The organism is Streptomyces sp. NPDC002698 (assembly GCF_042888945.1).
Lineage (GTDB): Bacteria > Actinomycetota > Actinomycetes > Streptomycetales > Streptomycetaceae > Streptomyces.
In genome coordinates, this window is sequence record NZ_JBIAQM010000026.1 from 61,347 (window position 1) to 86,479 (window position 25,133).

The following is a 25,133-nucleotide window of genomic DNA, read 5'->3' on the forward strand; positions in this document are numbered from 1 at the left end:
AACGTTCCGTATGTGGAACGATAGATCCCTCAAGCCTCCGGAATCAACCGGACCCGCGAAACGGACAGGGGCATCATGGATCTGGCATCCGCCGTCGGCCTGCGTCTGAAGGAGCTGCGCGAGGCGCGGCGGGTGTCACTCTCCGAACTGGCGCGCAGGTCCAGGATCGGCAAGGCGACGCTCTCCGAACTGGAGAGCGGACGCCGCAACCCCACTCTGGAAACGCTCTACGCCCTCACGAAAGCGCTCGAAGTGCCGCTGAGCGGCGTTCTGCACGATCTCGAACCTCCCGCCAGGGTCTCCGGGGACGCCGTCGACGCGGTTCTGCTCGAGAGGTTCGAGGCGGACACCTCCGTCACGGAGACCTACCGGATCCGCATCCGCTCCGGAGCGACGCAGGAATCCGCGGCCCACTCCCCGGACACCACCGAGCACATCATCGTCCTCACCGGCACCGCCCTCGTCGGTGAAGCCACAAACCCCGTCCTGATCGGCCCCGGCATGCACGGCACTTGGGCCGCCGACACCCCGCACCTGTATCGGGCGCCCGCCGGAGACGTCGAGGCCGTGCTGCTCGTGCGCCATCCCAGGTGACCGCCCTCGGCGCCGCCCCTCGGGCGAGTCGGCGCATCGCGGGCGCCGCCTCCGGGCGCGCCCCTCATCCGTGAGGCCATGCCGTACGCCCGCTCCGGCGGCCGCCCGCGGACGGGGTCAGTGCCAGTTGCTGATCCGCACGTCGTGCGGGTGCGGTGCACCGGTGCCCGTCTCCACCAGGGATTTCAGGCTCATCAGGAACAGCGCCCACTTGGTGGTGCAGTGGTTCATGAACTCCACCTGCTCGCGCCACCCTTCGTGCGCGAACAGGATGATCGTCCACTCGCCTTCCTGCTTGAGGTCGAAGGTCACCGTGGTGCCGACCCACTCCTCGGGACCGTCGACGACCTCCCACCGCACCCGGGTGTCCGGCCGCAGTTCGAGGACCTTCATGTCGAAGCCGCCGACGTCGCCGAAGCGGAACCGCAGCACGTCCTCGCCGCTGCCCTCGGTGTCGGCCGTCCACCACGCGGCCAGACCGCCGACCGTGGTGAGTGCCTGATAGACCGTGTCCCGGGCCGCCGTGGTGCCGACCCGGTGCAGGATGTCCGCCATCTCGATCTCCTCGCTTCTTCGCGTTCTCGGCTCGTTACTTCTTCTCGTCCTTGGCCCGCTGGATCGCCTCGGCGATGTTCTTGACGCGCTGCAGCCGGGCGTCCCACAGCGCGCCCACCGACTGCAACTGGGCCACCGCACGCGCCAGTTGCGCCTCGTCCACGTGGTAGCGCCGCTCCCGGCCGGCCGCCGTGGACCGGACGAGTCCGGCCCGGTCGAGCACGGTCAGGTGCTTGGTCACGGCCTGCCGGGTGACGGGCAGGCGGGCGCTGAGGGTCGTCGCGGTGCCCTGCCCCTCGGCCAGCAGCAGGTCGATCATGCGGCGCCGGGTCGGGTCGCCGATCGCCGACCACAGACCGTCGTCGACGCCGGTGTTCATCGCGCGCCCGCCGCCTGCTTGGCGGTCGCCGCCAGGCGGGGCAGATAGAAGTCCCAGCCCTGCCGGTGGTCGTTGTGGTGCGCCTCGAGCACGGCGGCCTCCCAGCCGCGTTCGCGGTACCCGCTCTCGCGGAAGCGGAGCGTGGTCCCCTCACCCGCCGGGGCGAGTTCGAAGGTCACCAGCAGCGAGTTGCCGGGGGCCGCGGTCTCCCCCTCCTCGTAGGTCCACCGGAACGACAGCGTGCGCGGCGGATCGGACTCGACGACCGTGAACGGCACGGACTTGCGGACGCCGCTGCCCTCGTCCGTCCATGTGAGACGGCTCGGCCTGCCGGGGACCGCCTCGAAGTCGCTCTCCGCGCTCCACCAGTCCCGGATGTGCTCAGGCTCGGTGAGCACGTCGAACACCACCTGGGGCGGGGCGTCGACGTACAGCTCGCGCTCGATGCTCCCGTACTCCATGTCCGCAGCCACCTTTCGCAACCTTAGGTTGCACATAACGATAGGCGGCGCCGGCACCTTTCGCAACCGAAGGTTGCTCATTGCTCCGCCGAGGTCGTGCGCTGCCCGTGTCCGGGGCGAGAGCCGTGCCCGCACGGCACCGTGTCCCGGCTCCGCGGCGGCAACCCCGTTCCGTGGGGGCGTGGTTGCCGCCGTCGGGCTGGGACACTGCGGGAGACCTGATCAGTCGTGGCGAGGGGGACCGAATGGCCGATGACGTGATGACGGCATGGATCGCCGCGGGCGCCGCGGTGGCCGGCGCGCTCTCGGGCGGGGTGGTGACCGGCTGGTTCACCCTGGCATCGGCCCGCAGGCAGGCACAGGGCACCGTCGACGCGGCCGCCCGCCAGGCGGACGCGGCATGGGCGGCCGGCCAGCGCCAGGCGGACGCGGCGTGGGAGGCCGGGCGCCGTCAGGCGGACGCTGCCTGGGAGGCCGGGCGTCTGCAGGCCGACGCGCAGCTCAACGTCGCGAGCCAGACCCTGGCCGCGCAGGCCCTGGCGGCTCAGCGTGAGGTCCGCCGAGCCGCCTATGCCGCCTTCCTCGCCGCCACCGACACCGCCCACCAGCACCGTGAGCAGTGGCAGCAAGCGCTGGGCACCCCCCGGGCCACCGACCGCCGCGACCGATACCAAGCGGCTCTGCCGCCCGTCACCGAGGCACTCAACCTCGTACGCCTCGAAGGCCCCGCCACGGTCACCATGGCTGCCGAAGCCCTGAACCAAGCCCTCGACGCGAGCGCCCCGCCCGGCCGGCACGCCGGTGCGCACACCGCCTTCCTCGACGCGGCCCGCACCGCCCTCACCGCCGCGCCCTGACTCCGGGGGAGGGCCTCCTGCTCGTTGATCTGTGACGGTGCGATCGCGAGCAGGACGGCTGGTGCAACTGCGGTGCGTAGCCTGCTCCTTCGGCCCACGGCGCGGATATCATCCGCTTTGTCGAAAACGAGGGAACAGGGAACTCTGCCGGTGCGTACCCGATGGCGGCAGGCGAATGCGCGTGGCGTCGTGGCACGGCGTGCGGGGGGAGGCACGATGACCGATCTGAAGGTGCTGTACGAGGACGCCCCCGGCGGTGTCACGCTGGTGCGCATCGCGGGCGAAGGGCCGGACAGCGCCCTGGACAGCGAAGCGGCCCCGGCGGTGCGCGGCGCGCTGCGCCAGATCATCGACGGGGGACGGCTGGTCCTGGTGGTCGACCTGAGCACGATCGACATCATCGACGGTTCAGGGATAGACGTGCTGGCAGGCGCCTTGCAGCGGGTGCACTTCAGGGGTGGCGGCGTCGCACTGGTCGTCAGTGAGGCGGTGCGCGAGACGCTGTCCAATGCCGGCCTTCACCGCGTGTTCCGTATCGACACCGAGGCGGAGAGCGCGGTGCGGCGGATGGCCGGCCAGTTCACCGAGGAGAACATGGAGCGACGGCGTACGGACATCGCCGAACGGGCCAGGGTCCGCAAGGAGCGGGAGCGGGAGGGAAAGGGCGCGAGGGAGCGGAAAGGCACCGCGTCCACGGGCTTCGGCCACTCCTACGAACATCTGTCGGAGGACATCACCCTCGTCACGATCACCACGGACCTCATCGACGTCTACACCGCGCCTCGGGTTCGTGAAGCGCTGGTCGATGTCATCAACCAGGGAAGGTACTTCCTGGTGGTCGACTTCACGGCGGTGGACTCCACCGACTCGACGGGGCTGGGCGTGCTCGTCGGGGGGCTGAAGAGAGTGCGCGCGCATCACGGCGCGCTGGTGGTCGTCGTGCCGGGCGACCGGGCGCGCAAGATGTTCCGGATCACTGGGCTGTCCAAGGTATTTCCGATCTTCGACACGGTGGACCACGCGGTGGAGTTCCTCGGCCGTGAGTTCCCACGCGTGCGCCTGAGCGGATGAGCGGGCCCGTCCCGCGCCGGATGCGAAGGAGATCGCGGCGCACGGCACAGGCCCCGGCCGCCGGCGCCGAGACGGGCGCTCGCCGGCCCGAGGCGGGGACAGGGCAGCGGTCCAACCGCACTGCGTACGCGGGAGAGACACGATGACCGATCTGCAGGTGTCGTACGAGGACGCCTACGGGGGCGTGACCTTGGTACGGGTCACGGCCGAGGGATCGGACACGGCGCTGGACGAGTGGGCCGCGCCGGTGCTGCGCGGTCCGCTGCTGCAGGCAGTGGACGAGGGCCGACTGGTCCTGGTCGTCGATCTGAGCGCGATCGACGACATCGGCAGTCGCGGACTCGGCGTCCTGGTCGGCGCGCTGAAGCGGGTCCGCTCCCAGGGCGGTGGCGTCGCCCTGGTCGTCACCGGCGAGCGCGTACGCCGGGTCCTGGCCGTCACCGGGCTTCACAAGGTGTTCCCCGTCCTGGACACGGTGGACAGCGCGGTGGAGCGCATGGCCGGCGAATACACCGCGCAGAGCATCGCAGAACGACGCGCGGCTTTCGCCGCGAAGGCCAAAAACCAGACCGAGAGCGCAACCCCCGCCGCGACGCCGCCCGGGCAGAACGGCGGCGTCGTCCCCGCCGTGTTCGCTCCCGGCGCCCCCGTCGTCGTCCACGGCCATTCCTACGAGCATCTGTCCGAGGCCATCACCCTGGTGACGATCGCAACGCCCGAGTTCGACACCTACGTCGCGCCGCGGATCAGGGAAATACTGGTCGACCTGGTGAACCAGGGACGGTTCCACCTGGTGGTGGACGTCACCGCGGTGGAGTTCTTCGACTCGGGAGGGCAGGGCGTACTCGTCGGCGGGCTGAAGCGGGTCCGCGCCCATGAAGGCGCCCTGGTCCTGGTCATGCGGTCGGAGAGAACACGAAGCCAGTTCAGGGTCACCGGGCTGAACAAAATCTTCCCGATCTTCGACACGGTGGATCGCGCGGTCGAGTTCCTCGGCCGGGAATTCCCCGCAGCGCCTGGGCGCATGAGCCGCGACGGAGCCCTCTGAACGGTGCGCACGGCCAGGGCGGACACACGGCGACGAGCGAAGGAGAGTGCGGACAGCGCATGGCGGACGAAGAGCCAGGGGACACGAGCGACCACATGCCCCGCCCCGCCCCGGCGGTGCCCGGCATCCCGGGGCCCCGCCTGCCTCCGGGCCCCCGACACCGCCTGCAGCAGCGACTGCACGACCTCCACCGGGCAGCGGGAACTCCCGCACCCGCAGCGCTCGCCGCCCGCGTGGCGGCCGCCGACGACCCCGCCCAGGACCAGGGCGCGCCAGACACGGGAGCGACACGGGAACAGGTGGCGCAGGTACTCTCCGGCACCCGGACGACAGCGCTGCGTACGACGCTCTCGGTCACAGCCGCCCTGGCCCGGATGGCCGGTGAGGACCAGCACACCGCGGTGGCCGACGTACAGGCGCTGTGGCGGCAGGTGGACCGTGAACCGGCGAACGGGCTGCGCACGGCCGCCCAGTGGGACCCCGTGCGGCTGGGCGTGCGCCCCGCCCCGGGACCCGACGGAGCGGGGGACCCGCCGCTGACCGAGTACCTCACCCGTCCCCACGACGCCACACTGCGCCGGCATTTGGGCCGAGCCGCGACCGCCAACGACGCGGTGTTCGTGCTGCTGGTGGGCCGCTCCGCGAGCGGCAAGACCCGTGCCGCCTACGAAGCCGTGGCAGATGTCCTGCCGGACTGGCCGGTGCTGTTCCCCGCGGACGCCGGCGAACTGCTCGCGTGGATCGACGCCCGGGACATCGACCCGCGTACCGTGCTGTGGCTCAACGAGACCCAGGACTATCTGAGCGGCGCCGCGGGCGAGCGTGCCGCCCACGCCCTGGGGCGCCTGCTGCAGCAGGTGGCGCCGCTGGCCGTGGTGGGCACCCTGTGGCCCGAACACCTGCGCAGGATGACCGACCGCCACGGCAGCGCGGGGGAGCAGTCCCCGCAGGCGCGCGCGTTGCTGACCGGTCGTCACACGATGATCGAGGTGCCCGACACGCTGGCCGGCCCGGCCGAGGACCTCGCCCAGGCCGCGGCCCGGGACCCGCGCATGGCAGCCGCCGTGCGCGCGGCCGGCACCGGCCGAAGAGTCCTGCAGCACCTCACCGCCGGACCCGAGCTGGTGCGCCACTGGGACATGGGACCCGACCACTGGTTCAGCGCCCCGGAACACGCCGTGCTGACAGCGGCGGTCGAGGCCCGCAGACTCGGACACGCCGCGGCCGTGCCGACCCACCTGCTGATGGACGCCGCCGTCGGCTTCATGGACTCCACCGCCCGCGCTCGCGCGGGCGAGGACTGGTTCGCCGAGGCGATCAGCACACTGACCCGCACGGCGGACGGCTCCAGGGCCCTGATCGCCCACCGGTACGAGCCGGGGGTGGGAGCCCCCGACGGCTACCGGCCGGACGACTACCTCGAGCAGCACGTACGCCGCGTCAGGGCCCACCAGGCGCCCCCGGCCGCGTTCTGGCACGCGGCGCGGTGGGCCCACACCGCCGACGACGTGTGCGCGCTGGCCCGGGCCGCCGAACACCGGCGCCGCTACAGCGCGGCCGCCGCCCTGTACGCCCACGCCGTCGAACGAGGCGACGCGGGCGCCCGGGCTGCCCTGGCTGTCCTGCGGCAGACGACCGGGGACCTCGCCGCGGCCGAGGAGACCGCCGCGACGGACCCCGCCGCCTGGGCCGCCCTCGCGGTGGCGAGGGAGAACAGCGACGACACCGACGGCTCCTGTCATGCCTATCGGCGAGCCGCCGAACTGGGAGACGGCTGGGCGTGGGCGGCCCTGGCACGCCGGCGCGAAACGGCCTGCGACACCGCCGCGGCGGACGCCGTCGCCACCGAAGCGGCACAGGCCGGCCACGCCCTGGCCTGGCGCACACTCGGCCGGATGCGCGCCGCCCCGCAGGCGGTGCACGCGTACGAGCAGGTGGTCGACGCCGGTGACCCCTGGGGGCACATGGGGCTCGCCCACGCCGCCGAACGCGCCGGTGACCTCCCCGCCGCCGTGCGGCACGCGACCCGCGCCACCGAGGCGGGCATCACCGCGGCCTGGGCCGTGCTGGTGCGCCTGCGCTGGGCGCGCGGCGAGCCGGCCGCGGCCCTGGAGGCGGCCGTCGCCGGAGCGCAGAGCGCCGACGCCGAGGGCTTCACCGTGCTGGCCCGCCTGCGCCACCGGGCCGGCGACCGGTCAGGGGCGGCCGCCGCACACCGCGAGGCGGCAGCCCTGGGCGCCGGAGCGGCCTGGCGCGACCTCGCCCGGCTCGCCGAGGAGGACGGCGACCGCACGACCGCGGAGGAGGCGGCCGCCCAGGCGGCGCGCGTCGGTGACGCGGATGCCTGGACGGCCCTGGCCGAGTCCCGCCGGAACGCGGGCGACGACGCCGGCGCCGCACACGCCGCCGCCGAGGCCGCGCGGGCCGGGGACAGCGACGCGTGGATCATGCTCGCCCGCGGCCGCGAACAGGCCGGCCGCCTTGACGCGGCCGAAGCCGCCGCCGACCGGGCCGCCGACCACGGCTCCCCGCAGGCGTGGTCGGCCCTGTCCCGCATCCGCGAACGAGCGGGCGACCGCGACGGCTCCCGGCGGGCGGCCGAGCGGGCCTTCGCCCTGGGCGCCTTGGAGACCTGGACCGCTCTGGGACGCGAACGCGAACAGCGGGCCGACCCGGCGGGAGCCGAACGCGCCTACCGGCGCGGCGCGGAAGCCGGCGACACGGACGCCCACGCCGCCCTCGGCGCCCTGTACACGGAAGCGGGCCGCACGGCCGAGGCCCGCGCCGCGTACCGCACCGCCGTCGACGCCGGCCACCTCGACGCCTGGGAAGGCCTGCTGTCCGTCCTTGCCGCGCAGGCCCCGCGCGCCGCGTCCGCGCAGCTGGTGACCCGGTTGCGCGAAACCGGACTGCCGACCGAGGACTGACCCCCTGACGGGCCGTACCGCGCGCCCGGGCGCCGCACCGCTGCGCCCGGGAGACGGGATGGTGTGCTGCGGTCCGGGGGCCGCCCGGCAAGGGGGCGGCACCGGCCGCCGGTTGTCCGGCTCAGCCCGTGGCCGCCGCTTGCTAGTGCCGCGACAGGCAACGTTTGCCCCGTCGCGCCGCCCGGCACGCTCCCCCAAGCTCTCCGAGCAGGGGGCACCCCCACTCGCCGCACCGGCCGAAAGCCCAAGTACATCCAGTACGAGGACTTCCGGCCGGCACACCGAGAGCACGCTCCCCCAAGCGCTCGGCTTCGCTCGAGCAGGGGGACCCCCATGGCGCCGCTCCTTGACGGGCAAACGTTGCCAGCCGCGGCACTAGGGCGTGTTCGTGAAGGAGCGGCGGTAGGAGCGGGGCGGCACTCCCCGGCGGCGCACGAACTGTTCGCGCAGGACGGCCGCGCTTCCGTACCCGACACGGCGGGCGATCTCCTCGACCGGCAGATCGGTCGTCTCCAGGAGCTCCTCGGCGCTGCTCAGCCGCAGGCCGCGCAGCCAGGCATGAGGGGTGGTGCCGGTCGCGGCGGTGAACCGGCGGGCGAAGGAGCGTCTGCTCATCACGGCGCGCCGGGCCAACTCCGCCACGGGAAGCGGTTGGTGGAGATTCTCGCGGGCCCACGCCAGTACCTCGGCCAGACGCTCGTCACGGCAGTCCTCGGGAGCCGGGGCCGCCAGGTACTGCGCCTGCCCGCCGTCGCGGTGCGAGGGCAGCACCACGTCCCGGGCGATCGCGTTGGCCATCGCGGCCCCGTGCTCCCGCCGCAGCAGGTGCAGGCACAGATCGAAGCCCGCGGCGGCTCCCGCACCCGTGACGACGCGTCCTTCGTCGATGTAGAGGGCGTCGGGTTCGACGGTGACGCCCGGATGACGACGGGCGAGCAGTTCGGCGAACCGCCAGTGGGTGGTGGCCCGCCGGCCGTCGAGCAGTCCGGCGGCGGCGAGCGCGAACACGCCGACGCAGTGGGCCGAGACCAAGGAGCCACGCTCGTGCGCGTCGGACAGCGCGGCGAGCACGGCCCGCTCGGGCGGTGTGCGGAAGTCCGCCCAGGGCAGGGCGATCACGAGATCGGCGGAGGCGAGCCGGTCCAGACCGTGCGTGACGGTGAGCGGCACCCCCATGTCGGTGGGGACCGACCCCGGCCGGTCGGTGCACAGGGCGAAGTCGAAGCCGGGCACCCCCTCACCGTGCGGACCGAAGACCTCGGCGACGATGCCGACGGCGAGCAGGCCGACTCCCGGCGGGGCATACGCGGCCACGGTCACGAAAGGGGACACATCCGCAGTGTGGCACGAATCCTGCGATCAGCGGCAACTGTGCCACTCGTGAACGCACCGCCCGCCCGGAAGGATTGAGGCCATGACAGACGCACCGCTCGGCCGCAGCGCCGTGTACACGATCCTGACCACCGGCTACACGGGCTCCACCGGTCCCGGAGTCGCCGCCACCGTCTCCTACCTGGCCGACGCGGGCCGGCACGTGATCTTCGACCCGGGCATGGTGGCGAGCCGCGACCGGATCCTGGCCCCGCTCGCGGAACTGGGACTCGGCCCCGACGACATCACCGACGTCGTACTCAGCCACCACCACCCCGACAACACCATGAACGTGGGCCTGTTCGGGCGGGCCCGCGTGCACGACCACAAGGTGGAGTACGCGGGCGACCAGTGGACCAACCGGGACGCGGAGGGCTACGAGCTCACCCCGTCGCTGCGCCTGATCCGCACGCCGGGCCACAGCCCCGAGGACATCACCCTGCTGGCCGGCACGGATGCGGGTGTGGTCGCTTTCGCCGGTGACCTGTGGTGGGACGAGAACGGCCCGGCGGACGACCCCGTAGCCCCCGACCGCAAGGTGCTGCGTGCCTCCCGCCTCCGGGTGCTGGCCGCCGCGGACCTGATCGTGCCCGGCCACGGCGGCCCGTTCAAGGCCGACGACACCACACCGCGCTAGCGCCGCGGCAGGCGACGTTCGCCCGTCGAGGAGCGGGGCGGGACATCTCCGGGTTACCGGACCGAGGCGGTCGTCGGCGGTGCGCGGTGCGGGCCGCCGGACGGGGTGAGGGTCAAAGTCGCGTGCACGGTCTTGCCGCCGAGCGCGGGAACTGTCGTGATCCTTCCCCCGAGGCCCTCGATGAGGGGGAGCCCGAAGCCACCGTGCTCGCCCGGTGTGCCGGACGGCTCCGGCAGCGTCTCGCCGTGGTCGGCGACGGCGACGTCCAGACGGCTTCCGTGCAACGTGAGCTGGAGGGTGCAGGGCTCGTGCGTGTGCCGGATGGCGTTGGTGACCAGTTCGGAGACGATGAGCACCACATTGCACATGCGTGAAGCCGGAGCCCCGCGCGCGGCCAGCCAGCGGGCGGTGATCTGCCGCGCCACCTGCGGGGTGTGCAGTCCGTAGGGCAGGGCGACGGCTAGCTGATGGTCGGCAACGGGGCTGTGGGCTGGATCGGTTGAGGGTGCCGGAGCCGCTGTGGTGACGGTCATGGCCGGCGCCTCCTCTCCGCAGGGGCGTGTTGTGGCTCTGTCAGTGATCCGGAGCCGTAGCCACCCTGGATGGCGAAGAAAACGCATGAAAAGTGAACATTCTTAACTGAATTCTTCTTCCTGTCGGGGACCGGCCCGGAGAACCGCTCTGCCCCGGGGACGCCGGTGGGCCAGAGCGGCGGGAAACAGCCCGGCCGCCACGTTGCAGGGCACACAGGTTTCCGCGAGGACTGCCGTGCACGTCGACGATCACGTCGAAGAGGAACCGCCGCACCCTCCGGTGTCCGTCAGCGCGAGGCGGCCGCGCGCAACGCCCACTCGTGTGCCGCCGCGGTGCGCAGGGCGGCCTCCAGGTGGAAGACCTCGTCCGGCAGAGGATCGTCACGGCCGAAGACGCGGTCGGCGAGCCCGGTGAGCGTGTCACCGTCGTCGGGCGTCGGGGTGAACAGCACGCCGTACAGCGCGTCGCAGCTCTCCGGCTGGGCCTCGTCCGCCCCGACGCCGGTCCAGACACGCGCGCACCGAAGCTGCAGCAGCGTGATGAACGACCGCAGGGCGTCCTCCCGGACGTCCGGGTCCGCGCAGGCGTGCAGCCGTGCCCGCAGGTCGGCGTACAGCTGCGGCAGGCCCAGGCCCAGCACGCGTGTACCCGCGTACGTCCACAGCGCCGATCCGGTGCCGGTACCGCAGGCCTCCCAGCGGGCGTCCCACAACAGCCGCGTGAAAGCCGCGCGCGCAGGGCCGCCGTGCAGGGAGATCCCCAGGATCAGGCCGCCGTTGCAGTCGACCGAGGCGTGGTTCTCACCCCATGCGACGAGCCGCTCCAGCCATGCCGGGTCTTCGGACTTCGGGGCGAGGACGGGCAGGAACTCGGGGAACAGCGCGGCCCCTTCGTGCTTCTCCAGCGCCTCGGTGATCGCGCCCCGCAGTTCCTCGCACGGCAGGTGCAGCAGGCCGAGGCACGCGTCCTTCGACACGTCGTACAAGCCGTCGACGTGCTCCCACAGCAGGGACGTGGCCGGGGCGTACCCCAGGCGGCCCACGGCGTGAAGCACGCCGGACGGCACGCCCTCGCGCAGCCGGCCCCCCTCGACCGTCGCCTCCAGCAGGCGCGCGGCCAGCCGCCGGTCGCCGTGACGGGCAAAGACCGGTACCAGCGCCCCGTGCGCGGCGGGCGCCGACAGGAACAGCGGCAGGAGCGCCTCCGCATCGGCCGGACCGCCGTGCCGGAGCACGGTCTCGGCGGCCATGGACTCCCACTGCCACGCCGTCTCCGAGGCGTCATCGCCGGCGCATCGCTCGAGTATGGCCCGCGTGGCCGGGAACAGCGTCAACGTGGCAACCGCCTCTGTATGGACAACACCGCCGCACATCATGACCGAGACCGTTCACGCGATGCCACGCGGTTTCCGCACCTTGCCGACTCGGCTCGCCCACCTCGCTGCTTTTGACGCCGAAGCCGGACGAACCCAGGGCGCCGGGCACCGCGCCGACCGGCATCTACGGAAAGGTGGCAGGCAAGGACGGACAGCCGAACGCCGGCGGCCCTGTACGTCGCGAGTGTCCGTCACCTCTGGGGCGTGACGCGCGCCACAGGAACTTCGGGCGGGGCGCGGAGAGTACCGAGTGTGAGTCAAAAAGAACCAGCGGAATCCATGCGCGCGCGCATACGGGCGGGGGACCGGGCGGCGTTCGCCGAGCTCTACGACCGGTATGCGCGGGCGGTCTACAACCATGCCCTGCGGCTGACCGGCAACTGGTCCCAGGCCGAGGAGGTCATGTCCGAGACGTTCCTCGCCGCCTGGCGCGGCCGGGAGCGGGTCGAGCCGGAGGGCGGACCGCTGGGGCCCTGGCTGCTCGGTATCGCCACGCACAAGGCGCGCAACGCCAACCGGAGCCTGCGCCGGCGGCTCGCTTTCCTCGCGCGCAGTCCGCAGCCGCGTCCCGTGGAGGACTTCGCGGAGGAGGCGGCCGGGCGGATCGACGACGCCCGCCGGCTCGCGCTGGTCCACCAGGCGCTGGGCCGGCTGCGCCGGCAGGAGCGTGAGGTGTTCGCGCTGTGCGTGTCGGCCGGGCTCGACTACCGGCAGGCCGCGCAGACGCTCGGCGTCCCCGTCGGCACCGTACGGTCGAGGCTCTCGCGCGCCCGGGCCCGGCTCGCCCGGCTCAGCTCCGGGCAGGACGGCGCGAGGACGGAACCCCCCGCCCCCCGTGGAGAGATGGAGAGTGAGGCCGCGTTCGCGGCCCTGTTCCTGAAGGAGGAGACCCGATGAACGCCGACGGTCGACGGACCGAGGACGCGCTGGAGCTGCTGTCCGCACCGGCCGAATGGGACCTCCCGCCGGGACGACACCTCCACTACAAGGACGTCCTGATGCAGCAGATCGACCAAGACCTCGGCCACACTCCCGTCCCGGCCCCGGCCCCGGTACCGCGCCGCCGGCTGACGCGTCCGGCCGTCCTGGTTCCCCTCGCCTCCACGGCACTGGCCGCGGCGCTGGCCGTCACCCTCACCGTCACCGGCCACGACCCCGCGCCGGCGGACCGGGCCGCCACCGGCAGCGCACACGCCCGCAGCGCCTCGCTCACCCTGAACCGGATCGCCGTCGCCGCCATGGCCGACGACGTCACACCGGTCAGGGACGACCAGTTCGTGTACGTCAGGAGCCTGACCGTGTCGAACAAGGGAACGTTCGAAGGGCCCGTGGAACTCGGTGCCCCGCACACGGTGGAGACGTGGACCTCGCAGGACCCCAGGCCCCTCAAGACCCTCGGCTGGATACGCGAGTCCGGCAAGGACGCCGTGATGCCCGGTGAGACGATCCCCGTCGAGTCCACCGACGCGGTCCCGGCGGGGATCGACCACCCCACGTACACGTGGCTGTCCTCGCTGCCGACCGACCCCGACGCCCTGCTCACCCGGCTGCGCCGCGAGGTGCGCGTGTCCGACGGCGAGTCCGGGGAACAGGCCGTCTTCTCCCTGATCGGCGACCTGCTGAGCGAGACACTCATGCCGCCGCGGAACACCGCCGCGCTGTACAAGGCGGCCGCGAGGATACCGGGCGTCAAGGAGATCCCGGACGCCGTCGACGTGGCCGGCCGGCACGGGATCGCCATCACACGCGAGGACGCCTCCTCCGCCACGCGCGACGAATGGATCTTCGACAAGCGCAGTCTCGCGTTCCTCGGCGCGCGCGGCTTCATCACCCACGACCAGCAGAAGGGCATCACGTCCGACACGCTGATGGGCAGCACGGCCGTGCTGCGGCGCGCCGTCGTCGACCGGCACGGCGAGGAGTCCGCGGGGACCGACAGCTGAGCGGCAGGGGCGAACTTGCGAGGGCCCCTCCGCCCTCCGAGTTCGCCCCTGCTTGCCCTGTCAGGAAGGTGGGGGATCGGAGTCGTCCCATTTCCATCCCGTTCCGGGGAACTGCTCAAGCAGGCCGGACAGCGAAGTCGCCTGGTGGACGGCGGACGACCAGTCCTGGGCGGAGACGTCGAGCAGGACCAGAGGCGGGTTTTCCTGCCGAAAGTCGTAGGCGAGCATTTCGCGGCTTCCGTCCCCGCCGATGACGACGCTCCCGGGAAAGCGTTCCTGGAAGTCACCCGCCTCGTTGACTTCGATGAGCTCCCCGATGGCATTGATCATCAGGAAGTCGTCCGCCGGAGGAACGAACCGGGCCATGCTCCCTTCCGTGGCCAGGAAATGCCGGTAGTCCTCGGGAAACCGGACTTTGAAGCGGCGCTCGGCCCGCGCGATCTGGTCGTCGTTCGAACTCATGAAACCGTTCTATCAAGGCCCGTCATGCCTGATGGCGGCGGCTTCCGCGAGCCGCGGTGAGCAGGGCTCGCTTTCATGGCCCGGCCTTGCCGCGGAGCGAGCTCGCACCGGTGGCGAACACGCTGCCTCTCAGCAGGCGTGCCCTGTGACGGGGTTCAAAGGGCGGTCTGTTCCCACTCCCAGGGACTGGCGTGGATCGCCTGCAGCAGCTCGGCGAGGAGGTCACCGTCGAAGAGCACGCCGTTGTAATCGTCCGGGATCTGCCTGTCGTTGATCACAGCGGTGGGCGTTCCCGGCCCTTTGGGATCCTTTGCACCCCCGGCCCGCTCGTACGCCTTCTCGGAGGCGGTGACGAAGGAGCGGTATTTCATACTCTTGACGGCCGCGTCGAACTTCGGACCGCGCAGCCCCTCCACCTGGCCGGCCAGTTCCATCAGACGGGCATCGGTGTACCCGTCGACGCTCTCCTCGGGCTGGTTGGCGTAGAGCACTTCGTGGTATTCGACGAATTTGCCCTCCTCCAGTGCTGCCCGCAGTGCGTTGACCGCCTTCTTCGAGCCGCTGCCGCCGAGCCTGTCGTCCAGGAAGGAGGCCAGGGTGTATTCGGTGACTGTCTTGCGGTCGAGCGTCGCTTCCCGAAGCTTCGGGGAACCGCCGGTGGTTTCGAACTCCTCACAGACCGGGCAGCGCGGATCCTCGTACAGGTGCACGGTCACCTTCGCGTCCGGATCGCCCACCAGGATGGTGGTGCCGTCCTTTGCGAGCTTCTCCGGCAGCCTCTCCGCGCTCTCGAACGCGGGTTTGTTCTCGGCCCACCGGTGCCCGCACCCTGTCAGCACCAGCACTGTGGCCACGCACAGCACAGCCCACCGCCCCCCACGCACCATGCGCCATCCCCTCCCGAAGAACAGCGCGACCTTAGATCATCTGCACGACATACGCACAGCTCATTCGGCCCAGGAGACCGCAGCGCGGCGACGCCGGTTTCCGGCGCCGCCGCGCTGCGGGCATCGGCCCGCCCCCGTCCGCAGATCTCACGCACCACGATCCACCGACACCGGCACCGCCGCACCCGCATCGGGGTGCTCGGCAAAGATCACCCCGAGGAGCCGGGACCGGTGACACCCGCTCAGGCTCAGAAGTCGTCCGCGCCGTTGCGGAGTTCGGGAGTCCAGTAGCCGGTGAGGGCCTTCGCCGGGTCGACGGCGATGCCCTCGCCGCCGGGCGCGGTGACGGTGATGACCGTGGAGTCGTCCTCCAGCATGACGGCGAACGCCGACACGGGCTCGTTGTTCTCGTCGGTCCCGCCGTTCGACAGCTTCACCAGGGCGTAGGCCGGGGCACCGGCCGTCAGCACGACCGGTGCGGCCGGCTTGCTCTTGGCGACGGCCGCGACGTCCTGCTTGTGGCTCTCCACGAACTGGATGTGCGGGAAGCCTGTCAGCCGGCAGGAGTGCCGGGTGGTGTTCTTCGCGGTCAGGACGATACGGGTGTAGGGCGGACCGTCCTGCCTGGCGGCGGTGACGCGTACATCTGCCGCCGTGCACACCGGCGTGGAGGCGGCCGCCTGCTTGCCGGTCGCGCCGGAAGAACCCGTGGAGGCGCCGGTGGAGCCCGCCGATGCCTCCGAGCCGGTCGCATCCGTCACGTCGGACGTGCCGGTGGCCGCCGGGGACGACGCCGCCGGAGCCGAAGGGGCCGCCGCGGACGACGACTTGGTGCCCGATCCGTCCTGGCAGGCGGTGAGGGACAGGGCCAGAGCCGTGCCCGTGACGGCGAGCAGCATGGAGCGGTGACGCGAGGCGTTCATGAAAGGTTCCCCGTGAGTGGTGAGGGGCCGCGGCTTGGCGCCGTCGGCCGGTGTCGGTCGGTCTGCTGCGTGCGACGCTCTGCCGGGCGGCGGGTGGCCGGCACGGCTCCCGCACCGGCGCCGCCCCCGGCGATCGTCCGCGCGGGTGCGCCGACCGGAGGACGTATGCCTGGAGGGCGTCCCGCGTCTGTCTTCAGTCGATCATCTGGGGTGCTCGCTGCCCAGGCGGTTCTCCCGGCAGAAGCACCGTCGGCCCTACTTCTGCCGGGGGCTCGCGTCCGGAGGAGCCGCGGTGACCGGGGGACATCGGCGGTGCGCGACGGCACGCCTTTCACGGGGTGGTTCGGGCAGCGGTCGCGGGGGGCGCCTTGTGGGATCACGGGTGGGGTATCGGGCCCGACAGCCGGTGCGTGCGGCAGACGGACCTGTGCCGGGGGTGGTCGGCACGCCGTGGTGGCTGGATGCCTCGGCCGGGGCGGGAACGCTGTCGGTGGTTTGTGCCAAGTAGGAGTGAGACCGTCGACCGGCGGTCCGGAGACGGAGGTCCCATGACCACGGGCCTGGACGACGAGGAGCTGCTGGGCCGTACGGCACGCGACCCGGCTTCCTTCGCACCGTTGGTGGAACGCCATTCGGCAGCCCTGCACGGCTACTTCGCGCGCCGCGCGCCCGAAGCCGCCGAAGATCTGCTCGCCGAACTGTGGCTCCAGGCGTACGCGACGCGACGCGGTTTCGACCCGGCCCGCGGGTCCGTACGGGCTTGGCTGTTCGGCGTGGCCAGGAACGTGCTCTCCGCTCACTGGCGGGGCGCGGCGACGACCCGTCCGGACCTTGCGCGCACGATCGGCGACCACGATCCCTGGGAGGCCGTGGACAACCGGCTCGTCGCCGCGGCCGTGGCCCCCGCACTGCGCGAGCTCCTCGCTCAGCTCCCCTCCCACGAAAGGGAGTTGCTGCTCCTGGTCGCCTGGGAGCAGCTGACGCCCACCGAGGCCGCGGTCGTGGTCGGCATACCCGCCGCGACCGCCCGGACCCGCCTGCACCGGGCCCGCAGCCGTATGCGTTCGGACGCCCCCTTCGATCTGACCGGAGACCTGAAATGACCGACGCGACCGAACGTGACGATTTTCTCGACTTCCCCGGCGCCGACGAGCTGATCGCGGCCGGAACCGTGGCGTCGCTCTCGGACGCCGAGGTCATGGCCGTACGCGACATGGTGGTGCTCCGTGCGGAGCGTGAGGCCGAACAGGCGTCCTCCGCCATGGCGCACGACAGCGTGATACCCATCGCCGCGGCCCGGCGAGGCGGCCCGGCGGCCTCCCTCGCACCCCCGGGGGACCTGCGGGGGGACCCACTGGTCGTCCTTGGCCCCGACGAGCCGGGCCCGGCGCCGCGACGGCGCCGCCTCTCGCGTCGTGGACGCGTTCTGGTCGCGGCCGCGGCGGTGGCCGCCATCGCCGCGGGCGCGGCCGTCTACCCGGTGCTGGACGTTTCCGACAAGCCGCCGTCGACGGCTTCGGAGTTCCTGAACGACATGGCGAAGGTCTCGGCACAGGCACCGGCGACCCACGGAAAGTACTGGATGGTCCACTACTGGGCGAAGGACGGCCGCAGGGCGGTGACGGTGACCGTGTACAGCGACCGGACGGGCGCCACCTGGATTCGCGAACCGAACGGCGAGGTGAGCAGGTCCGGTCACAACATCGCCGACTGGAACGTCGGCGACCCCGGCGACCGGCGTCTGCCCTGGACCGAACTCGACCGGCTGCCCACCGAACCGGACAAGCTCAAGGCCCTCTTCGCCAGGAACGCCAAGACACGGGCTGAGCAGATCATGGAGTTGCTGGCGGAGTCACCCGCGAGCCCTGACCTGCGCTCCGCGCTCTTCCAGATCGTCGCGCGGACTCCGGGGGTGACCATGACTCCCGGGGTCAAGGACAGCCGGGGCCGCCCGGGCACCGAGATCGTTCTCCACGGCACCACGCGGGTGCAGAAGCCGGGCACCGAGCCCGTTTCCCTGCCGTACTCGCTCCGCTACATCATCGACCCGGAGACAAGCCGCGTTCTGGAGAAGGGCATGGCCGGCGCCAACCCAGTGGTCCGTACGACCTACCTCGGCCTCGGCTGGACGAACCACATCAGCTGACGTGGCGAGGGATGCGGCTCCGGGGGCCGGGGGAGCCGGCGATGCGGTGAGGTGAGGACATGGCCGACGACTGCGGCCCGGACCTGTGTCGAGCCGGCGTGAGGCAGCTCTGACAGGATGACGCAATGTTCGATTTCGGCATCGTGGGCTACCAGCCGGTGTGGCTGAACCACCGCAGTGACGTCGTGCGGGAGCACGCCCATCGCCTGCGTGGTCTTGCCGGCCGGACCCTGATGAGAGTCTGGATGGTCTGGGACCTTCAGGATGACGAGTGGTTCTGCGACTGCCCGGTCCTGTTCGACTTCGAGGGAGAGCAGGTCGAGATCAATCACTACAAGTTCGACGATCTCTCCCTCACCTGGAACACGATCGACCCCGGCCGTCCGGTTCGGTGGCCCGGCTTTGACCTGCGGTGGCGTGCCGAGCCTCTTCCCGCACTGCGCGCTCTGCGGGGCCGGTCCCTCAAAGGGGTCGAACTGCTCGAGTGGACAGGCGGGGATCTGGCTCAGGGAAACATCGACGTCAGCTTCGTCTTCGGGACGAGCCGGGCGACCGTCTTCAACGCCATGGACGAGAACGGGCTGAACTTCGGCCTGCCTGACGGGAGTCAAAGGTCCCACCCGCTCTCCTGATGCCACCGGGAGCTCGGGTACACCCGCGACACCGCGCTCGGCCGTCCAGCGGCAGGTGTCGGCTCCGGTGCCCCGGCGGGTGACACCCGTCCCGCCGCACCGTCGATCGCGCCGGGAGTGGAGGCGAGGGTGGGATGATCCTGTCCTCTCCGGTACGCCTGGCGACGCCACGTCCGCCGGATCGCCGGTGACCGACGAGGAAGACGAAGGACCGATGACACTGAACGTGGGCCAACGGGTGCGGCTGGCGGCGGAGCTCCGGTTGGCCGGGTCGGTGACCCCGGCCGGGGAGCCCCCGGAGGAGACGGGTGCCTTCGCCGCCTCGCTGGCCCTGGCGGCAGGCATCGAGGGCACTGTCGAGCGTGTCGACGAGCACCACCGGCAGCAGAGCCACGAGGTCCGTGAGTACCTGCGTCTCAAGTCGCTCCTCGACGACTTCGGCCACCAGATGCCGCCGGTGAGCAGGAAGCAGCTGGAGGAGCAGGTGGGGGGCTTGGAAGAGCAGTGGGTCGCCCACCAGCGACGGATGCTCCGCGTCACGGTCCGCGTCCGGCTCGACAACGGATTCGTCCTCGACGACGCCCCCGAGGAAGCGTTCGCCTCCGCCTGACCAGGTGACCGGGTGACCGGGCTGTGGGGTGCCGGCCCGATCACCGTCGGCCCTCCGTACCCCGGTCAGGGGAGAGGGCGGGGTACGGAGCGTGGTGGCCGGGGGAGCGGCGGGTCAGCGGGTGAAGGTGACCCGGTGCTCCTTGAAGGCGGCGCAGTTGGAGCCGGTCACCTGGACGTACACGTTCTTGATCTGGCCGCCCCAGTCGACGCAGTGGCCCTTGCCGTACACGTAGGCCGGCCCCGCGTACGAGGTGTACCGCCCGTAGTCCTGGGCGATCTCGTCGGTGTCGGGGACGTAGATCCATGCGGACATGTCCACGGCGGTGCCCGGGTTCTGGCGGATGGTCGCGACGCAGTTCTTCCCGTTCGACGCGTTGTACGTCAGGTAGACGGTGCCCAGGGAGCCGACGGGAGCGGAGTTCACGGTCTTGTAGGCGCTTCCGCAGACCTTCTGCGGTGTGGTGTTGGGAGCGGCCGAGGCGGGCGCCGCCAGAGCGGTCGTGGCACCCAGCGCCAGGGTGGCGAAAGCGGCCGCCGTCAGAACGGAACGGTTGAATCGCATATTTCCCCCTTGTGATCTTTGGAGACGTTTGCTCCTGCCCCAGGTGACTCGCGGGAGGCCGGAACGGTTGTGCACCGGCCGCGAACTTCCTCTCCGCCGAACGAAGTTCCCCGTCCCTCCGGCCGAACCACCGGCTCCGGGACCGCACTTCCCGCCCCCGCCCCCACGCGCCGGCCGAACGCACCGCTCGGCCCGGCGACGGGTGTCTCCCGCCGCCTCATGGCACCTGAGCTGCCTGTTTTCGGCACGGTCGAATCTCGTGGACGGTGATCGTGTTCACTCGCACGATTGCTTTCATCACGATCACCGCACACCCCGGGAGAGACGTCATGCGCACCCATCGCCTCGCTGCTCTGTGCAGCACCGCCGTGCTCGCCGTCGCAGGCATGCTCGTCGGCGCCCCCTCCGCAAGCGCTTCGGCCGCCGAGAGCAACTGCAACTACATCGCCGACTCCGCGCGGCCCACGGTCCACCCCGGCGACAACAGCAGTGCGGTCAAGCAGGTGCAGTGCCTCATCAACAACTACAGCAACTACCCGGCCTACATCGACGTCGACGGGGACTACGGCCCGGCGACCGCGGACGGCGTGTACTACGTGCAGACGTGCAACGGCACCACCGGCGGCGCCGACGGCATCGTGGGCTCCAGCACGTGGTCCCGCCTCTACACCCCCAAGCCCGCCTGCGCCCTGTAACAGCGACCTCCCGTCGCCCCGGCCCGCCCGCCTCCGCCTTCCCGGAGCGGGCGGGCCGGGCCGCGAACCCCCTCACAGGAGGAATCACGCCATGACGGACCCGGACCCGCAGGCCGCACGCCCCCAGGGGGCGGACCCCATGCCGTCCCCAGTACCCCGACGCGTGATCCTCGGCGCGCTCGGCGCCGCCGCGTTGAGCGTGGTGCCCCGCCCGCCCTCGGCGGCGGCCTCGGCCTCGACCGCGTACACGCTGCTGTCCCGGGCCGCGTGGGGCGCGGACGAGACACTCCGGTACGCGGACGGTACGGAGATCTGGCCGCCCGAGTACTACCCGGTCCAGACCCTCACCGTGCACCACACCGACGACGGGAGCAGCGATCCCGACCCGGCCGCGGTGGTCCGGGCGATCTACCGCAACGACACGGTCGGCAAGGGCTACGGCGACATCGGCTACCACTTCCTGATCGACCGGAACGGCCTGGTGTACGAAGGACGCTGGTCCGGCACCGACGGCACGGCCGCACACGACCCGGCGGGCCGGCTCGTGACCGGCGCGCACGTCCAGGGCTACAACACGGGCAACATCGGAATCGCCCTGCTGGGAACACTGACGGCCACACCCCCGTCGTCCGCCGCACGCACCGCGCTCGTGCGGCTCCTGGCCGACCTGGCCGCACGGCACGCGCTCACCCCCACGGGCAAGGTGCTCTACCTCAACCCGGTCAGCGGGGTCAGCCGCGCCGCGCCGGTCATCGGCGGCCACCGCAACTGGGCGGACACCGACTGCCCCGGCACCGTCTTCACCGACCTGCCCGCCATCCGCCGGGAGGTCGCCGCCATCGTCCCGTGATGACCGCCAGGCCCCCACGGCGCCAACTGGCCTGTGCAAGCCGCGAGTTGACCCGTTTCGATCTTGCTTTCACGGGGGCGGCGCGGCATTGTCGGCCGCGTCGGGAAAAGAAACACGCGTGGGGGGACCGTGCTGCGTATCCACTTCACCACGGAGGATCTCGCACGAACCCGCCTCGCCGTCAGACCCGACCCCCTGTGGGAGATCGCCGCCAGCCTGCACCGCCTGCAGTCGCAGCTCGGCCGCTGCGCCCACGCCGCCTGGTACCGCGACGCCCGCGAAGCCATCGCCACCCGGCAACTGGGCGCCGAGGTACGCAAACTGCTCTTCCCGCTGTTCCCCCGCGCGACCTACTTCCCCGACTTCCTCACCCCGGCCGAGGCGCGTCACGGACTGGACAGCGGACTCGACGCGATCCTCGACACCCCGCCGTCCAGGGTCCGCCACGAGATCGGTCTCCTCGCCCAGGTCAGAACCGTACCCGCGGACATGTACCGGCTGGCCGACAACGATGTCCGCGCGGACCTGGTCGCGGTGCTGCGCAAGTACCACGACGCCGTCATCGCCCCCTACGCCGACCGCATGCAGGCCCGCGTCGACGCCGAGTGCGCCCGCCGGGGACGCGATCTGCTGCACGGCGGAGCCGAGGCGCTGCTCGGCGGACTGAAGCCCGCCATGCGGTGGAAGGCCCCCGTCCTGGAGGTCGAGTACGGGGGAGGCCTGGACCGGGACCTGCACCTGGGCGGCCGCGGACTGCTCCTGATCCCCTCCTACTTCTGCTGGCAGAAGCCGGTCTCCTACGCCGACCCGGACCTGCCGCCCGTCCTGCTCTACCCGCCGGCGCCGTCCGCTCCCGCGCCCCGGCCCCGCCCGGCCGAGGCGTCGCTGTCGGCCCTGCTCGGACGCACCCGCGCCGCGGTACTGCGCACGGTGACGCACGGCGCGACCAACTCCGAGATAGCCCGCGCCGTTTCGGTGTCCACGGCCAACGCCAGCCACCACACCACGGTCCTGCGCGACTCGGGACTCATCGCCAGCCACCGGCACGCGAACACCGTCCTGCACACCCTGACCCCGACCGGCGCGGCACTCCTGCGCCTTTCCGACCAGGACCGCCGGAGCACCCTGCAGAACAGCTGACAGCCCGAACGGCACCGGTACGGGGACGCGGTCCGGCGCCCGGCGTCCCCTCCCGCCGTGACCTCGGCCGGTGACACGGTGCCGGCGACCCACGCCGAAGACCACCTGGGGCAGCGTTCCGCATCCCCGCCCGCCCCGCCTCCCGTTCACGCCGGACACCCTTGAGCGCACAGCGGTCACCGATCCTGCCGAAGCCGGCGCCGGACCCCGGAACGAGCTCCATGCCGGCCGTCCCGCCGAAGGCAGACCGTCGGGCCCGGTGCCCGGGAGGTTCCGGCGGCCTGAGCGGGCCCGGGCGGCATCGGCCCGGCGCCGCCCGGTGGCCGCGGCCGGCACCGGCGCCGGCAGGAACGCCGCCGAGGCGATGACCGCCGCCGCGTGCAGCCCGCCGATCATGCCGCCCGCCGCGCCGAGGAGCGTGCCGAAGAGGGCCACCCCCATGGCGCTGCCCACCGGGCGGGACACGTTGAACACCGCCGACGCCACACCGGCGGCCTTGTCCGCCGGACTCGCCCCATGATGGCCACGGTGGCGGCCACGACGGTGACGGGCGTCGCCTGGCGGACCGACCCCGCCCCGGGGACAGCCTCCGCGTGCGGGTCAGCACCTGCGGCCGCCCCGCAGCTCCAGCCGCTCTCCTGAAAAGCGCTCGCGAAAGCCGCGGTCGTGCGAGACGGCGACCACCGCTCCCGGATACGCCGTGAGCGCCGCCTGAATGTCCTCGACCAGGTCGAGCGCGACGTGATTGGTCGGCTCGTCGAGCACGAGAAGGTCCACGGGGCGCGTCACCAGCCGGGCGATCTGCAGCCGCCGCCGCTGGCCCGCGGACAGCTCCGCCACCGGGACGTCCAGGTCCTCCTCGCGGAACAGCCCCAGCGCCAGCACCCTTTCGGCGTACTCCTGCGCCAGCCCGGGCCGCCCGGCCGCGAAGGCGGCGAGCAGCGGCAGCCGCGTCGAGCGCGCGGGCAGTTCCTGGGCCAGGTACCCGATCCGGCCCGGACGGCACACCGTGCCCGCGTCCGGCTCCAGGTCGCCCGCCAGGACGCGCAGCAGTGTCGTCTTGCCCGCCCCGTTCTCGCCCGTGACCAGCAGCCGCTGCCCGGACGCGATCGTCAGCGTCCCCTCCAGACGGAGCCGCTCGCCGACGCGTATGTCCTCGAGTTCGACCAGCCGGCGGCCGACGCGACGCGTGACGCCCGCCGCCGGCAGGGCCGCCGTGAACCGCAGCGGTTCGGGCGGCGCCGCCACCGGGTTGCGCCGCAGGTGAGCCAGCCGCTCCCGGACAGAACGCACCTGTCCGCCGAGTTTCGCCTCGTGCGAGCGGCGGTGCTTGCCGAAGCCCTGCCCCGGGTCCTTGCCGGTGACGGCCAGCCGCCGGCCCGAGGCTTCGAGCGATTCCTCGATGCGGGCCAGCTCACCGGCCCATTGCGCGTGCTCCTGCTCCGCACGGCGCCGGGCGGCCGCCTTCGCGGCGCGGTATCCGCACAGGCCGTCGCCGTACCGGCGCACCGTGCGGGCATCCCGGTCGACCTCGAGGATCGTGGTGGCGATGTTCTCCAGGAAGCCGCGGTCGTGGGTGACCGCCACGACGGTGCCGCGGTGCGCGCGCAGATGCTCCTCCAGCCAGCGCACGGCCGCCGCGTCGAGGTGGTTGGTCGGCTCGTCCAGGAGCAGCAGCTCGGGGGAGGCCGCCAGCACGCAGGAGAGCGCGAGCCGCGACTGCTCGCCGCCCGAGAGCGAGCCGAGCACCCGCTCCCGGGTGATGCCGGCGAGCCCGAGCCCGTGCATGGCGGCATCCACGCGGGCGTCCGCCTCGTATCCGCCGCGCTCCTCGTACGCGATCAGCAGCTCGCCGTACGCGGCGAGTTCGTCCTTCGACGCCTGGCCGAGCCGCCCCTCCGCCTCGCGCAGCCGGCTCTCCATGGCGCGCAGTTCGGCCAGCGCGAGATCGACCGCGTCCTGCACGGTGCGGTCCGGGTCGAGGTCGAGGGTCTGGGCGAGGTGACCGGTGCCGCCGGTGAAACTGACGGTGATCTCCCCGGCGTCCGGCACCTCGGCCGCGGCCAGCAGCCGCAGCAGGGTGGACTTGCCGGAGCCGTTCTCACCGACGACAGCGGCCTTCTCGCCCGGGCGGACGGTGAAGCACACCTGATCGAGGACGGTCCGGGTGCCGTAGGACTTGCTGACGTCCTTGACGGACAGCTGCGCCACGGAGGCGGGCACAGCGGTATGGGCGCGTTCGCGCATGAGACTTTCCCTGGGAATACGAAGGGTCCACGGGCAGCAGAAACGGCGGTGTCAGCCGTGCCCGGACTCAGAGAAAGTAGAAAAAGCGCATATGGGTACGGTACAGGACGATCCGCGTCCCCCTCAAGGAGACCGCCGGCCAGTGAACTCACCGGCCCACGGCGGCCAAGTCTCCTGCCGGGCACGCGCTCACCGGTCCAGACGGCGTGTCATGCGGCGCAGGCC

27 protein-coding genes and 2 pseudogenes are annotated in these 25,133 nt (G+C 72.1%); 18 read left to right on the forward strand and 11 right to left on the reverse strand.

Features of this window, described 5'->3' with window-relative positions; translation table 11 throughout:
* Nucleotides 1-75 precede the first annotated feature (75 nt).
* Nucleotides 76-594, forward strand: a complete 519-nt coding sequence (locus tag ACFYW9_RS29390) for a helix-turn-helix domain-containing protein (protein ID WP_389156410.1) — start codon at nt 76-78, stop codon at nt 592-594.
* Between the two features lie 117 nt (nt 595-711).
* On the opposite strand, the gene ACFYW9_RS29395 is transcribed toward ACFYW9_RS29390, so the two are convergent.
* Genes ACFYW9_RS29395 through ACFYW9_RS29405 form a run of 3 tightly spaced genes read right to left on the reverse strand, consistent with a single transcriptional unit; the run spans nt 712 to nt 1,989 of the window.
* A complete protein-coding gene (locus tag ACFYW9_RS29395; RefSeq protein WP_389156415.1) occupies nt 712-1,149 on the reverse strand; it encodes an SRPBCC domain-containing protein in 438 nt (145 codons plus the stop codon).
* 34 nt (nt 1,150-1,183) lie between these two features.
* Nucleotides 1,184-1,528, reverse strand: coding sequence for an ArsR/SmtB family transcription factor (locus ACFYW9_RS29400; RefSeq protein WP_389156418.1), 345 nt, complete (start codon nt 1,526-1,528; stop codon nt 1,184-1,186).
* Nucleotides 1,525-1,989 (reverse strand): SRPBCC domain-containing protein, encoded by a 465-nt coding sequence (locus tag ACFYW9_RS29405; RefSeq protein WP_389156421.1) that lies wholly within the window; start codon nt 1,987-1,989, stop codon nt 1,525-1,527. The genes ACFYW9_RS29400 and ACFYW9_RS29405 overlap by 4 nt, the downstream gene beginning before the upstream one ends.
* A 245-nt stretch (nt 1,990-2,234) precedes the next feature.
* Between ACFYW9_RS29405 and ACFYW9_RS29410 the strand changes: the two genes are divergently transcribed.
* From ACFYW9_RS29410 to ACFYW9_RS29435, 6 genes and pseudogenes are all read left to right on the forward strand, one after another.
* Complete coding sequence (locus tag ACFYW9_RS29410) at nt 2,235-2,846, forward strand: hypothetical protein (protein WP_389156424.1); 612 nt, start codon at nt 2,235-2,237, stop codon at nt 2,844-2,846.
* 216 nt (nt 2,847-3,062) lie between these two features.
* Nucleotides 3,063-3,389: pseudogene (locus ACFYW9_RS29415) on the forward strand (STAS domain-containing protein); the annotation flags it as partial.
* 177 nt (nt 3,390-3,566) lie between these two features.
* Complete coding sequence (locus tag ACFYW9_RS29420; protein WP_389156539.1) at nt 3,567-3,917, forward strand: STAS domain-containing protein; 351 nt, start codon at nt 3,567-3,569, stop codon at nt 3,915-3,917.
* Between the two features lie 142 nt (nt 3,918-4,059).
* Nucleotides 4,060-4,392: pseudogene (locus tag ACFYW9_RS29425) on the forward strand (STAS domain-containing protein); the annotation flags it as partial.
* Between the two features lie 204 nt (nt 4,393-4,596).
* Nucleotides 4,597-4,965, forward strand: a complete 369-nt coding sequence (locus ACFYW9_RS29430) for an anti-sigma factor antagonist (RefSeq protein WP_389156542.1) — start codon at nt 4,597-4,599, stop codon at nt 4,963-4,965.
* Between the two features lie 59 nt (nt 4,966-5,024).
* Nucleotides 5,025-7,892: a hypothetical protein gene (locus tag ACFYW9_RS29435; RefSeq protein WP_389156427.1), complete on the forward strand. Its 2,868-nt coding sequence runs from the start codon at nt 5,025-5,027 to the stop codon at nt 7,890-7,892.
* A 375-nt stretch (nt 7,893-8,267) separates the two neighbouring features.
* Here the strand turns inward: ACFYW9_RS29435 and ACFYW9_RS29440 are convergent, their stop codons facing one another.
* On the reverse strand, nt 8,268-9,224 hold the full coding sequence (locus ACFYW9_RS29440) for a GlxA family transcriptional regulator (protein WP_389156430.1): 957 nt from the start codon (nt 9,222-9,224) through the stop codon (nt 8,268-8,270).
* 82 nt (nt 9,225-9,306) lie between these two features.
* Between ACFYW9_RS29440 and ACFYW9_RS29445 the strand changes: the two genes are divergently transcribed.
* The gene (locus ACFYW9_RS29445; RefSeq protein WP_389156433.1) at nt 9,307-9,900 is read left to right on the forward strand and encodes an MBL fold metallo-hydrolase; all 594 of its coding nucleotides are present in this window, start codon (nt 9,307-9,309) and stop codon (nt 9,898-9,900) included.
* A gap of 53 nt (nt 9,901-9,953) precedes the next feature.
* Here the strand turns inward: ACFYW9_RS29445 and ACFYW9_RS29450 are convergent, their stop codons facing one another.
* Nucleotides 9,954-10,433 (reverse strand): ATP-binding protein, encoded by a 480-nt coding sequence (locus ACFYW9_RS29450; RefSeq protein ID WP_351875261.1) that lies wholly within the window; start codon nt 10,431-10,433, stop codon nt 9,954-9,956.
* A 287-nt stretch (nt 10,434-10,720) separates the two neighbouring features.
* A complete protein-coding gene (locus ACFYW9_RS29455; protein WP_389156438.1) occupies nt 10,721-11,683 on the reverse strand; it encodes a hypothetical protein in 963 nt (320 codons plus the stop codon).
* 405 nt (nt 11,684-12,088) lie between these two features.
* On the opposite strand from ACFYW9_RS29455, the gene ACFYW9_RS29460 reads away from it, so the two are divergent.
* Together ACFYW9_RS29460 and ACFYW9_RS29465 are read left to right on the forward strand one after the other, a co-directional pair.
* Entirely contained in the window at nt 12,089-12,706 is a 618-nt protein-coding gene (locus ACFYW9_RS29460; RefSeq protein ID WP_351875256.1) for an RNA polymerase sigma factor, read from the forward strand.
* Nucleotides 12,703-13,752 (forward strand): CU044_5270 family protein, encoded by a 1,050-nt coding sequence (locus tag ACFYW9_RS29465; protein ID WP_389156442.1) that lies wholly within the window; start codon nt 12,703-12,705, stop codon nt 13,750-13,752. Before ACFYW9_RS29460 ends, ACFYW9_RS29465 begins: the two co-directional genes overlap by 4 nt.
* Nucleotides 13,753-13,812: 60 nt before the next feature.
* On the opposite strand, the gene ACFYW9_RS29470 is transcribed toward ACFYW9_RS29465, so the two are convergent.
* From ACFYW9_RS29470 to ACFYW9_RS29480, 3 genes are all read right to left on the reverse strand, one after another.
* Nucleotides 13,813-14,214 carry an SMI1/KNR4 family protein gene (locus tag ACFYW9_RS29470; protein WP_389156445.1) on the reverse strand — a complete coding sequence of 134 codons (402 nt, stop codon included), beginning with the start codon at nt 14,212-14,214 and terminating at the stop codon, nt 13,813-13,815.
* A gap of 155 nt (nt 14,215-14,369) precedes the next feature.
* Nucleotides 14,370-15,101 (reverse strand): DsbA family protein, encoded by a 732-nt coding sequence (locus ACFYW9_RS29475; protein WP_389156448.1) that lies wholly within the window; start codon nt 15,099-15,101, stop codon nt 14,370-14,372.
* Between the two features lie 248 nt (nt 15,102-15,349).
* Nucleotides 15,350-16,024 carry a DUF4232 domain-containing protein gene (locus tag ACFYW9_RS29480; RefSeq protein WP_389156451.1) on the reverse strand — a complete coding sequence of 225 codons (675 nt, stop codon included), beginning with the start codon at nt 16,022-16,024 and terminating at the stop codon, nt 15,350-15,352.
* 548 nt (nt 16,025-16,572) lie between these two features.
* Here ACFYW9_RS29480 and ACFYW9_RS29485 point away from each other — a divergent pair.
* The 4 genes from ACFYW9_RS29485 to ACFYW9_RS29500 all read left to right on the forward strand — a co-directional run bounded on the left by ACFYW9_RS29485 (nt 16,573) and on the right by ACFYW9_RS29500 (nt 19,412).
* Nucleotides 16,573-17,127: an RNA polymerase sigma factor gene (locus ACFYW9_RS29485; protein ID WP_389156454.1), complete on the forward strand. Its 555-nt coding sequence runs from the start codon at nt 16,573-16,575 to the stop codon at nt 17,125-17,127.
* Nucleotides 17,124-18,170 carry a hypothetical protein gene (locus ACFYW9_RS29490; RefSeq protein ID WP_389156457.1) on the forward strand — a complete coding sequence of 349 codons (1,047 nt, stop codon included), beginning with the start codon at nt 17,124-17,126 and terminating at the stop codon, nt 18,168-18,170. The genes ACFYW9_RS29485 and ACFYW9_RS29490 overlap by 4 nt, the downstream gene beginning before the upstream one ends.
* Nucleotides 18,171-18,295: 125 nt before the next feature.
* A complete protein-coding gene (locus tag ACFYW9_RS29495; RefSeq protein ID WP_389156460.1) occupies nt 18,296-18,802 on the forward strand; it encodes a hypothetical protein in 507 nt (168 codons plus the stop codon).
* Between the two features lie 214 nt (nt 18,803-19,016).
* Nucleotides 19,017-19,412 (forward strand): hypothetical protein, encoded by a 396-nt coding sequence (locus ACFYW9_RS29500; protein WP_389156463.1) that lies wholly within the window; start codon nt 19,017-19,019, stop codon nt 19,410-19,412.
* Between the two features lie 114 nt (nt 19,413-19,526).
* Here the strand turns inward: ACFYW9_RS29500 and ACFYW9_RS29505 are convergent, their stop codons facing one another.
* Nucleotides 19,527-19,976: a spore-associated protein gene (locus tag ACFYW9_RS29505; RefSeq protein ID WP_389156466.1), complete on the reverse strand. Its 450-nt coding sequence runs from the start codon at nt 19,974-19,976 to the stop codon at nt 19,527-19,529.
* A 329-nt stretch (nt 19,977-20,305) separates the two neighbouring features.
* On the opposite strand from ACFYW9_RS29505, the gene ACFYW9_RS29510 reads away from it, so the two are divergent.
* The 4 genes from ACFYW9_RS29510 to ACFYW9_RS29525 all read left to right on the forward strand — a co-directional run bounded on the left by ACFYW9_RS29510 (nt 20,306) and on the right by ACFYW9_RS29525 (nt 23,181).
* On the forward strand, nt 20,306-20,671 hold the full coding sequence (locus tag ACFYW9_RS29510; protein WP_351871608.1) for a peptidoglycan-binding domain-containing protein: 366 nt from the start codon (nt 20,306-20,308) through the stop codon (nt 20,669-20,671).
* 91 nt (nt 20,672-20,762) lie between these two features.
* Nucleotides 20,763-21,521 (forward strand): peptidoglycan recognition family protein, encoded by a 759-nt coding sequence (locus tag ACFYW9_RS29515; RefSeq protein WP_389156470.1) that lies wholly within the window; start codon nt 20,763-20,765, stop codon nt 21,519-21,521.
* Nucleotides 21,522-21,650: 129 nt separating this feature from the next.
* Entirely contained in the window at nt 21,651-22,661 is a 1,011-nt protein-coding gene (locus ACFYW9_RS29520; RefSeq protein ID WP_389156473.1) for an ArsR/SmtB family transcription factor, read from the forward strand.
* 259 nt (nt 22,662-22,920) lie between these two features.
* Nucleotides 22,921-23,181: a hypothetical protein gene (locus ACFYW9_RS29525; RefSeq protein ID WP_389156476.1), complete on the forward strand. Its 261-nt coding sequence runs from the start codon at nt 22,921-22,923 to the stop codon at nt 23,179-23,181.
* 80 nt (nt 23,182-23,261) lie between these two features.
* Here ACFYW9_RS29525 and abc-f read toward each other — a convergent pair whose 3' ends face one another.
* Complete coding sequence (abc-f, locus tag ACFYW9_RS29530) at nt 23,262-24,908, reverse strand: ribosomal protection-like ABC-F family protein (protein ID WP_389156479.1); 1,647 nt, start codon at nt 24,906-24,908, stop codon at nt 23,262-23,264.
* Between the last annotated feature and the right edge of the window lie 225 nt (nt 24,909-25,133).

What these genes read in the sequence shown, in the direction of transcription:
- ACFYW9_RS29390 (WP_389156410.1), top strand. Translation starts at nt 76, where the DNA reads ATGGATCTGGCATCCGCCGTCGGCCTGCGTCTGAAGGAGCTGCGCGAG.
- ACFYW9_RS29395 (WP_389156415.1), bottom strand. Translation starts at nt 1,149, where the DNA reads ATGGCGGACATCCTGCACCGGGTCGGCACCACGGCGGCCCGGGACACG.
- ACFYW9_RS29400 (WP_389156418.1), bottom strand. Translation starts at nt 1,528, where the DNA reads ATGAACACCGGCGTCGACGACGGTCTGTGGTCGGCGATCGGCGACCCG.
- ACFYW9_RS29405 (WP_389156421.1), bottom strand. Translation starts at nt 1,989, where the DNA reads ATGGAGTACGGGAGCATCGAGCGCGAGCTGTACGTCGACGCCCCGCCC.
- ACFYW9_RS29410 (WP_389156424.1), top strand. Translation starts at nt 2,235, where the DNA reads ATGGCCGATGACGTGATGACGGCATGGATCGCCGCGGGCGCCGCGGTG.
- ACFYW9_RS29435 (WP_389156427.1), top strand. Translation starts at nt 5,025, where the DNA reads ATGGCGGACGAAGAGCCAGGGGACACGAGCGACCACATGCCCCGCCCC.
- ACFYW9_RS29445 (WP_389156433.1), top strand. Translation starts at nt 9,307, where the DNA reads ATGACAGACGCACCGCTCGGCCGCAGCGCCGTGTACACGATCCTGACC.
- ACFYW9_RS29450 (WP_351875261.1), bottom strand. Translation starts at nt 10,433, where the DNA reads ATGACCGTCACCACAGCGGCTCCGGCACCCTCAACCGATCCAGCCCAC.
- ACFYW9_RS29455 (WP_389156438.1), bottom strand. Translation starts at nt 11,683, where the DNA reads ATGGCCGCCGAGACCGTGCTCCGGCACGGCGGTCCGGCCGATGCGGAG.
- ACFYW9_RS29460 (WP_351875256.1), top strand. Translation starts at nt 12,089, where the DNA reads ATGCGCGCGCGCATACGGGCGGGGGACCGGGCGGCGTTCGCCGAGCTC.
- ACFYW9_RS29465 (WP_389156442.1), top strand. Translation starts at nt 12,703, where the DNA reads ATGAACGCCGACGGTCGACGGACCGAGGACGCGCTGGAGCTGCTGTCC.
- ACFYW9_RS29470 (WP_389156445.1), bottom strand. Translation starts at nt 14,214, where the DNA reads ATGAGTTCGAACGACGACCAGATCGCGCGGGCCGAGCGCCGCTTCAAA.
- ACFYW9_RS29475 (WP_389156448.1), bottom strand. Translation starts at nt 15,101, where the DNA reads ATGGTGCGTGGGGGGCGGTGGGCTGTGCTGTGCGTGGCCACAGTGCTG.
- ACFYW9_RS29480 (WP_389156451.1), bottom strand. Translation starts at nt 16,024, where the DNA reads ATGAACGCCTCGCGTCACCGCTCCATGCTGCTCGCCGTCACGGGCACG.
- ACFYW9_RS29485 (WP_389156454.1), top strand. Translation starts at nt 16,573, where the DNA reads ATGACCACGGGCCTGGACGACGAGGAGCTGCTGGGCCGTACGGCACGC.
- ACFYW9_RS29490 (WP_389156457.1), top strand. Translation starts at nt 17,124, where the DNA reads ATGACCGACGCGACCGAACGTGACGATTTTCTCGACTTCCCCGGCGCC.
- ACFYW9_RS29495 (WP_389156460.1), top strand. Translation starts at nt 18,296, where the DNA reads ATGTTCGATTTCGGCATCGTGGGCTACCAGCCGGTGTGGCTGAACCAC.
- ACFYW9_RS29500 (WP_389156463.1), top strand. Translation starts at nt 19,017, where the DNA reads ATGACACTGAACGTGGGCCAACGGGTGCGGCTGGCGGCGGAGCTCCGG.
- ACFYW9_RS29505 (WP_389156466.1), bottom strand. Translation starts at nt 19,976, where the DNA reads ATGCGATTCAACCGTTCCGTTCTGACGGCGGCCGCTTTCGCCACCCTG.
- ACFYW9_RS29510 (WP_351871608.1), top strand. Translation starts at nt 20,306, where the DNA reads ATGCGCACCCATCGCCTCGCTGCTCTGTGCAGCACCGCCGTGCTCGCC.
- ACFYW9_RS29515 (WP_389156470.1), top strand. Translation starts at nt 20,763, where the DNA reads ATGACGGACCCGGACCCGCAGGCCGCACGCCCCCAGGGGGCGGACCCC.
- abc-f (WP_389156479.1), bottom strand. Translation starts at nt 24,908, where the DNA reads ATGCGCGAACGCGCCCATACCGCTGTGCCCGCCTCCGTGGCGCAGCTG.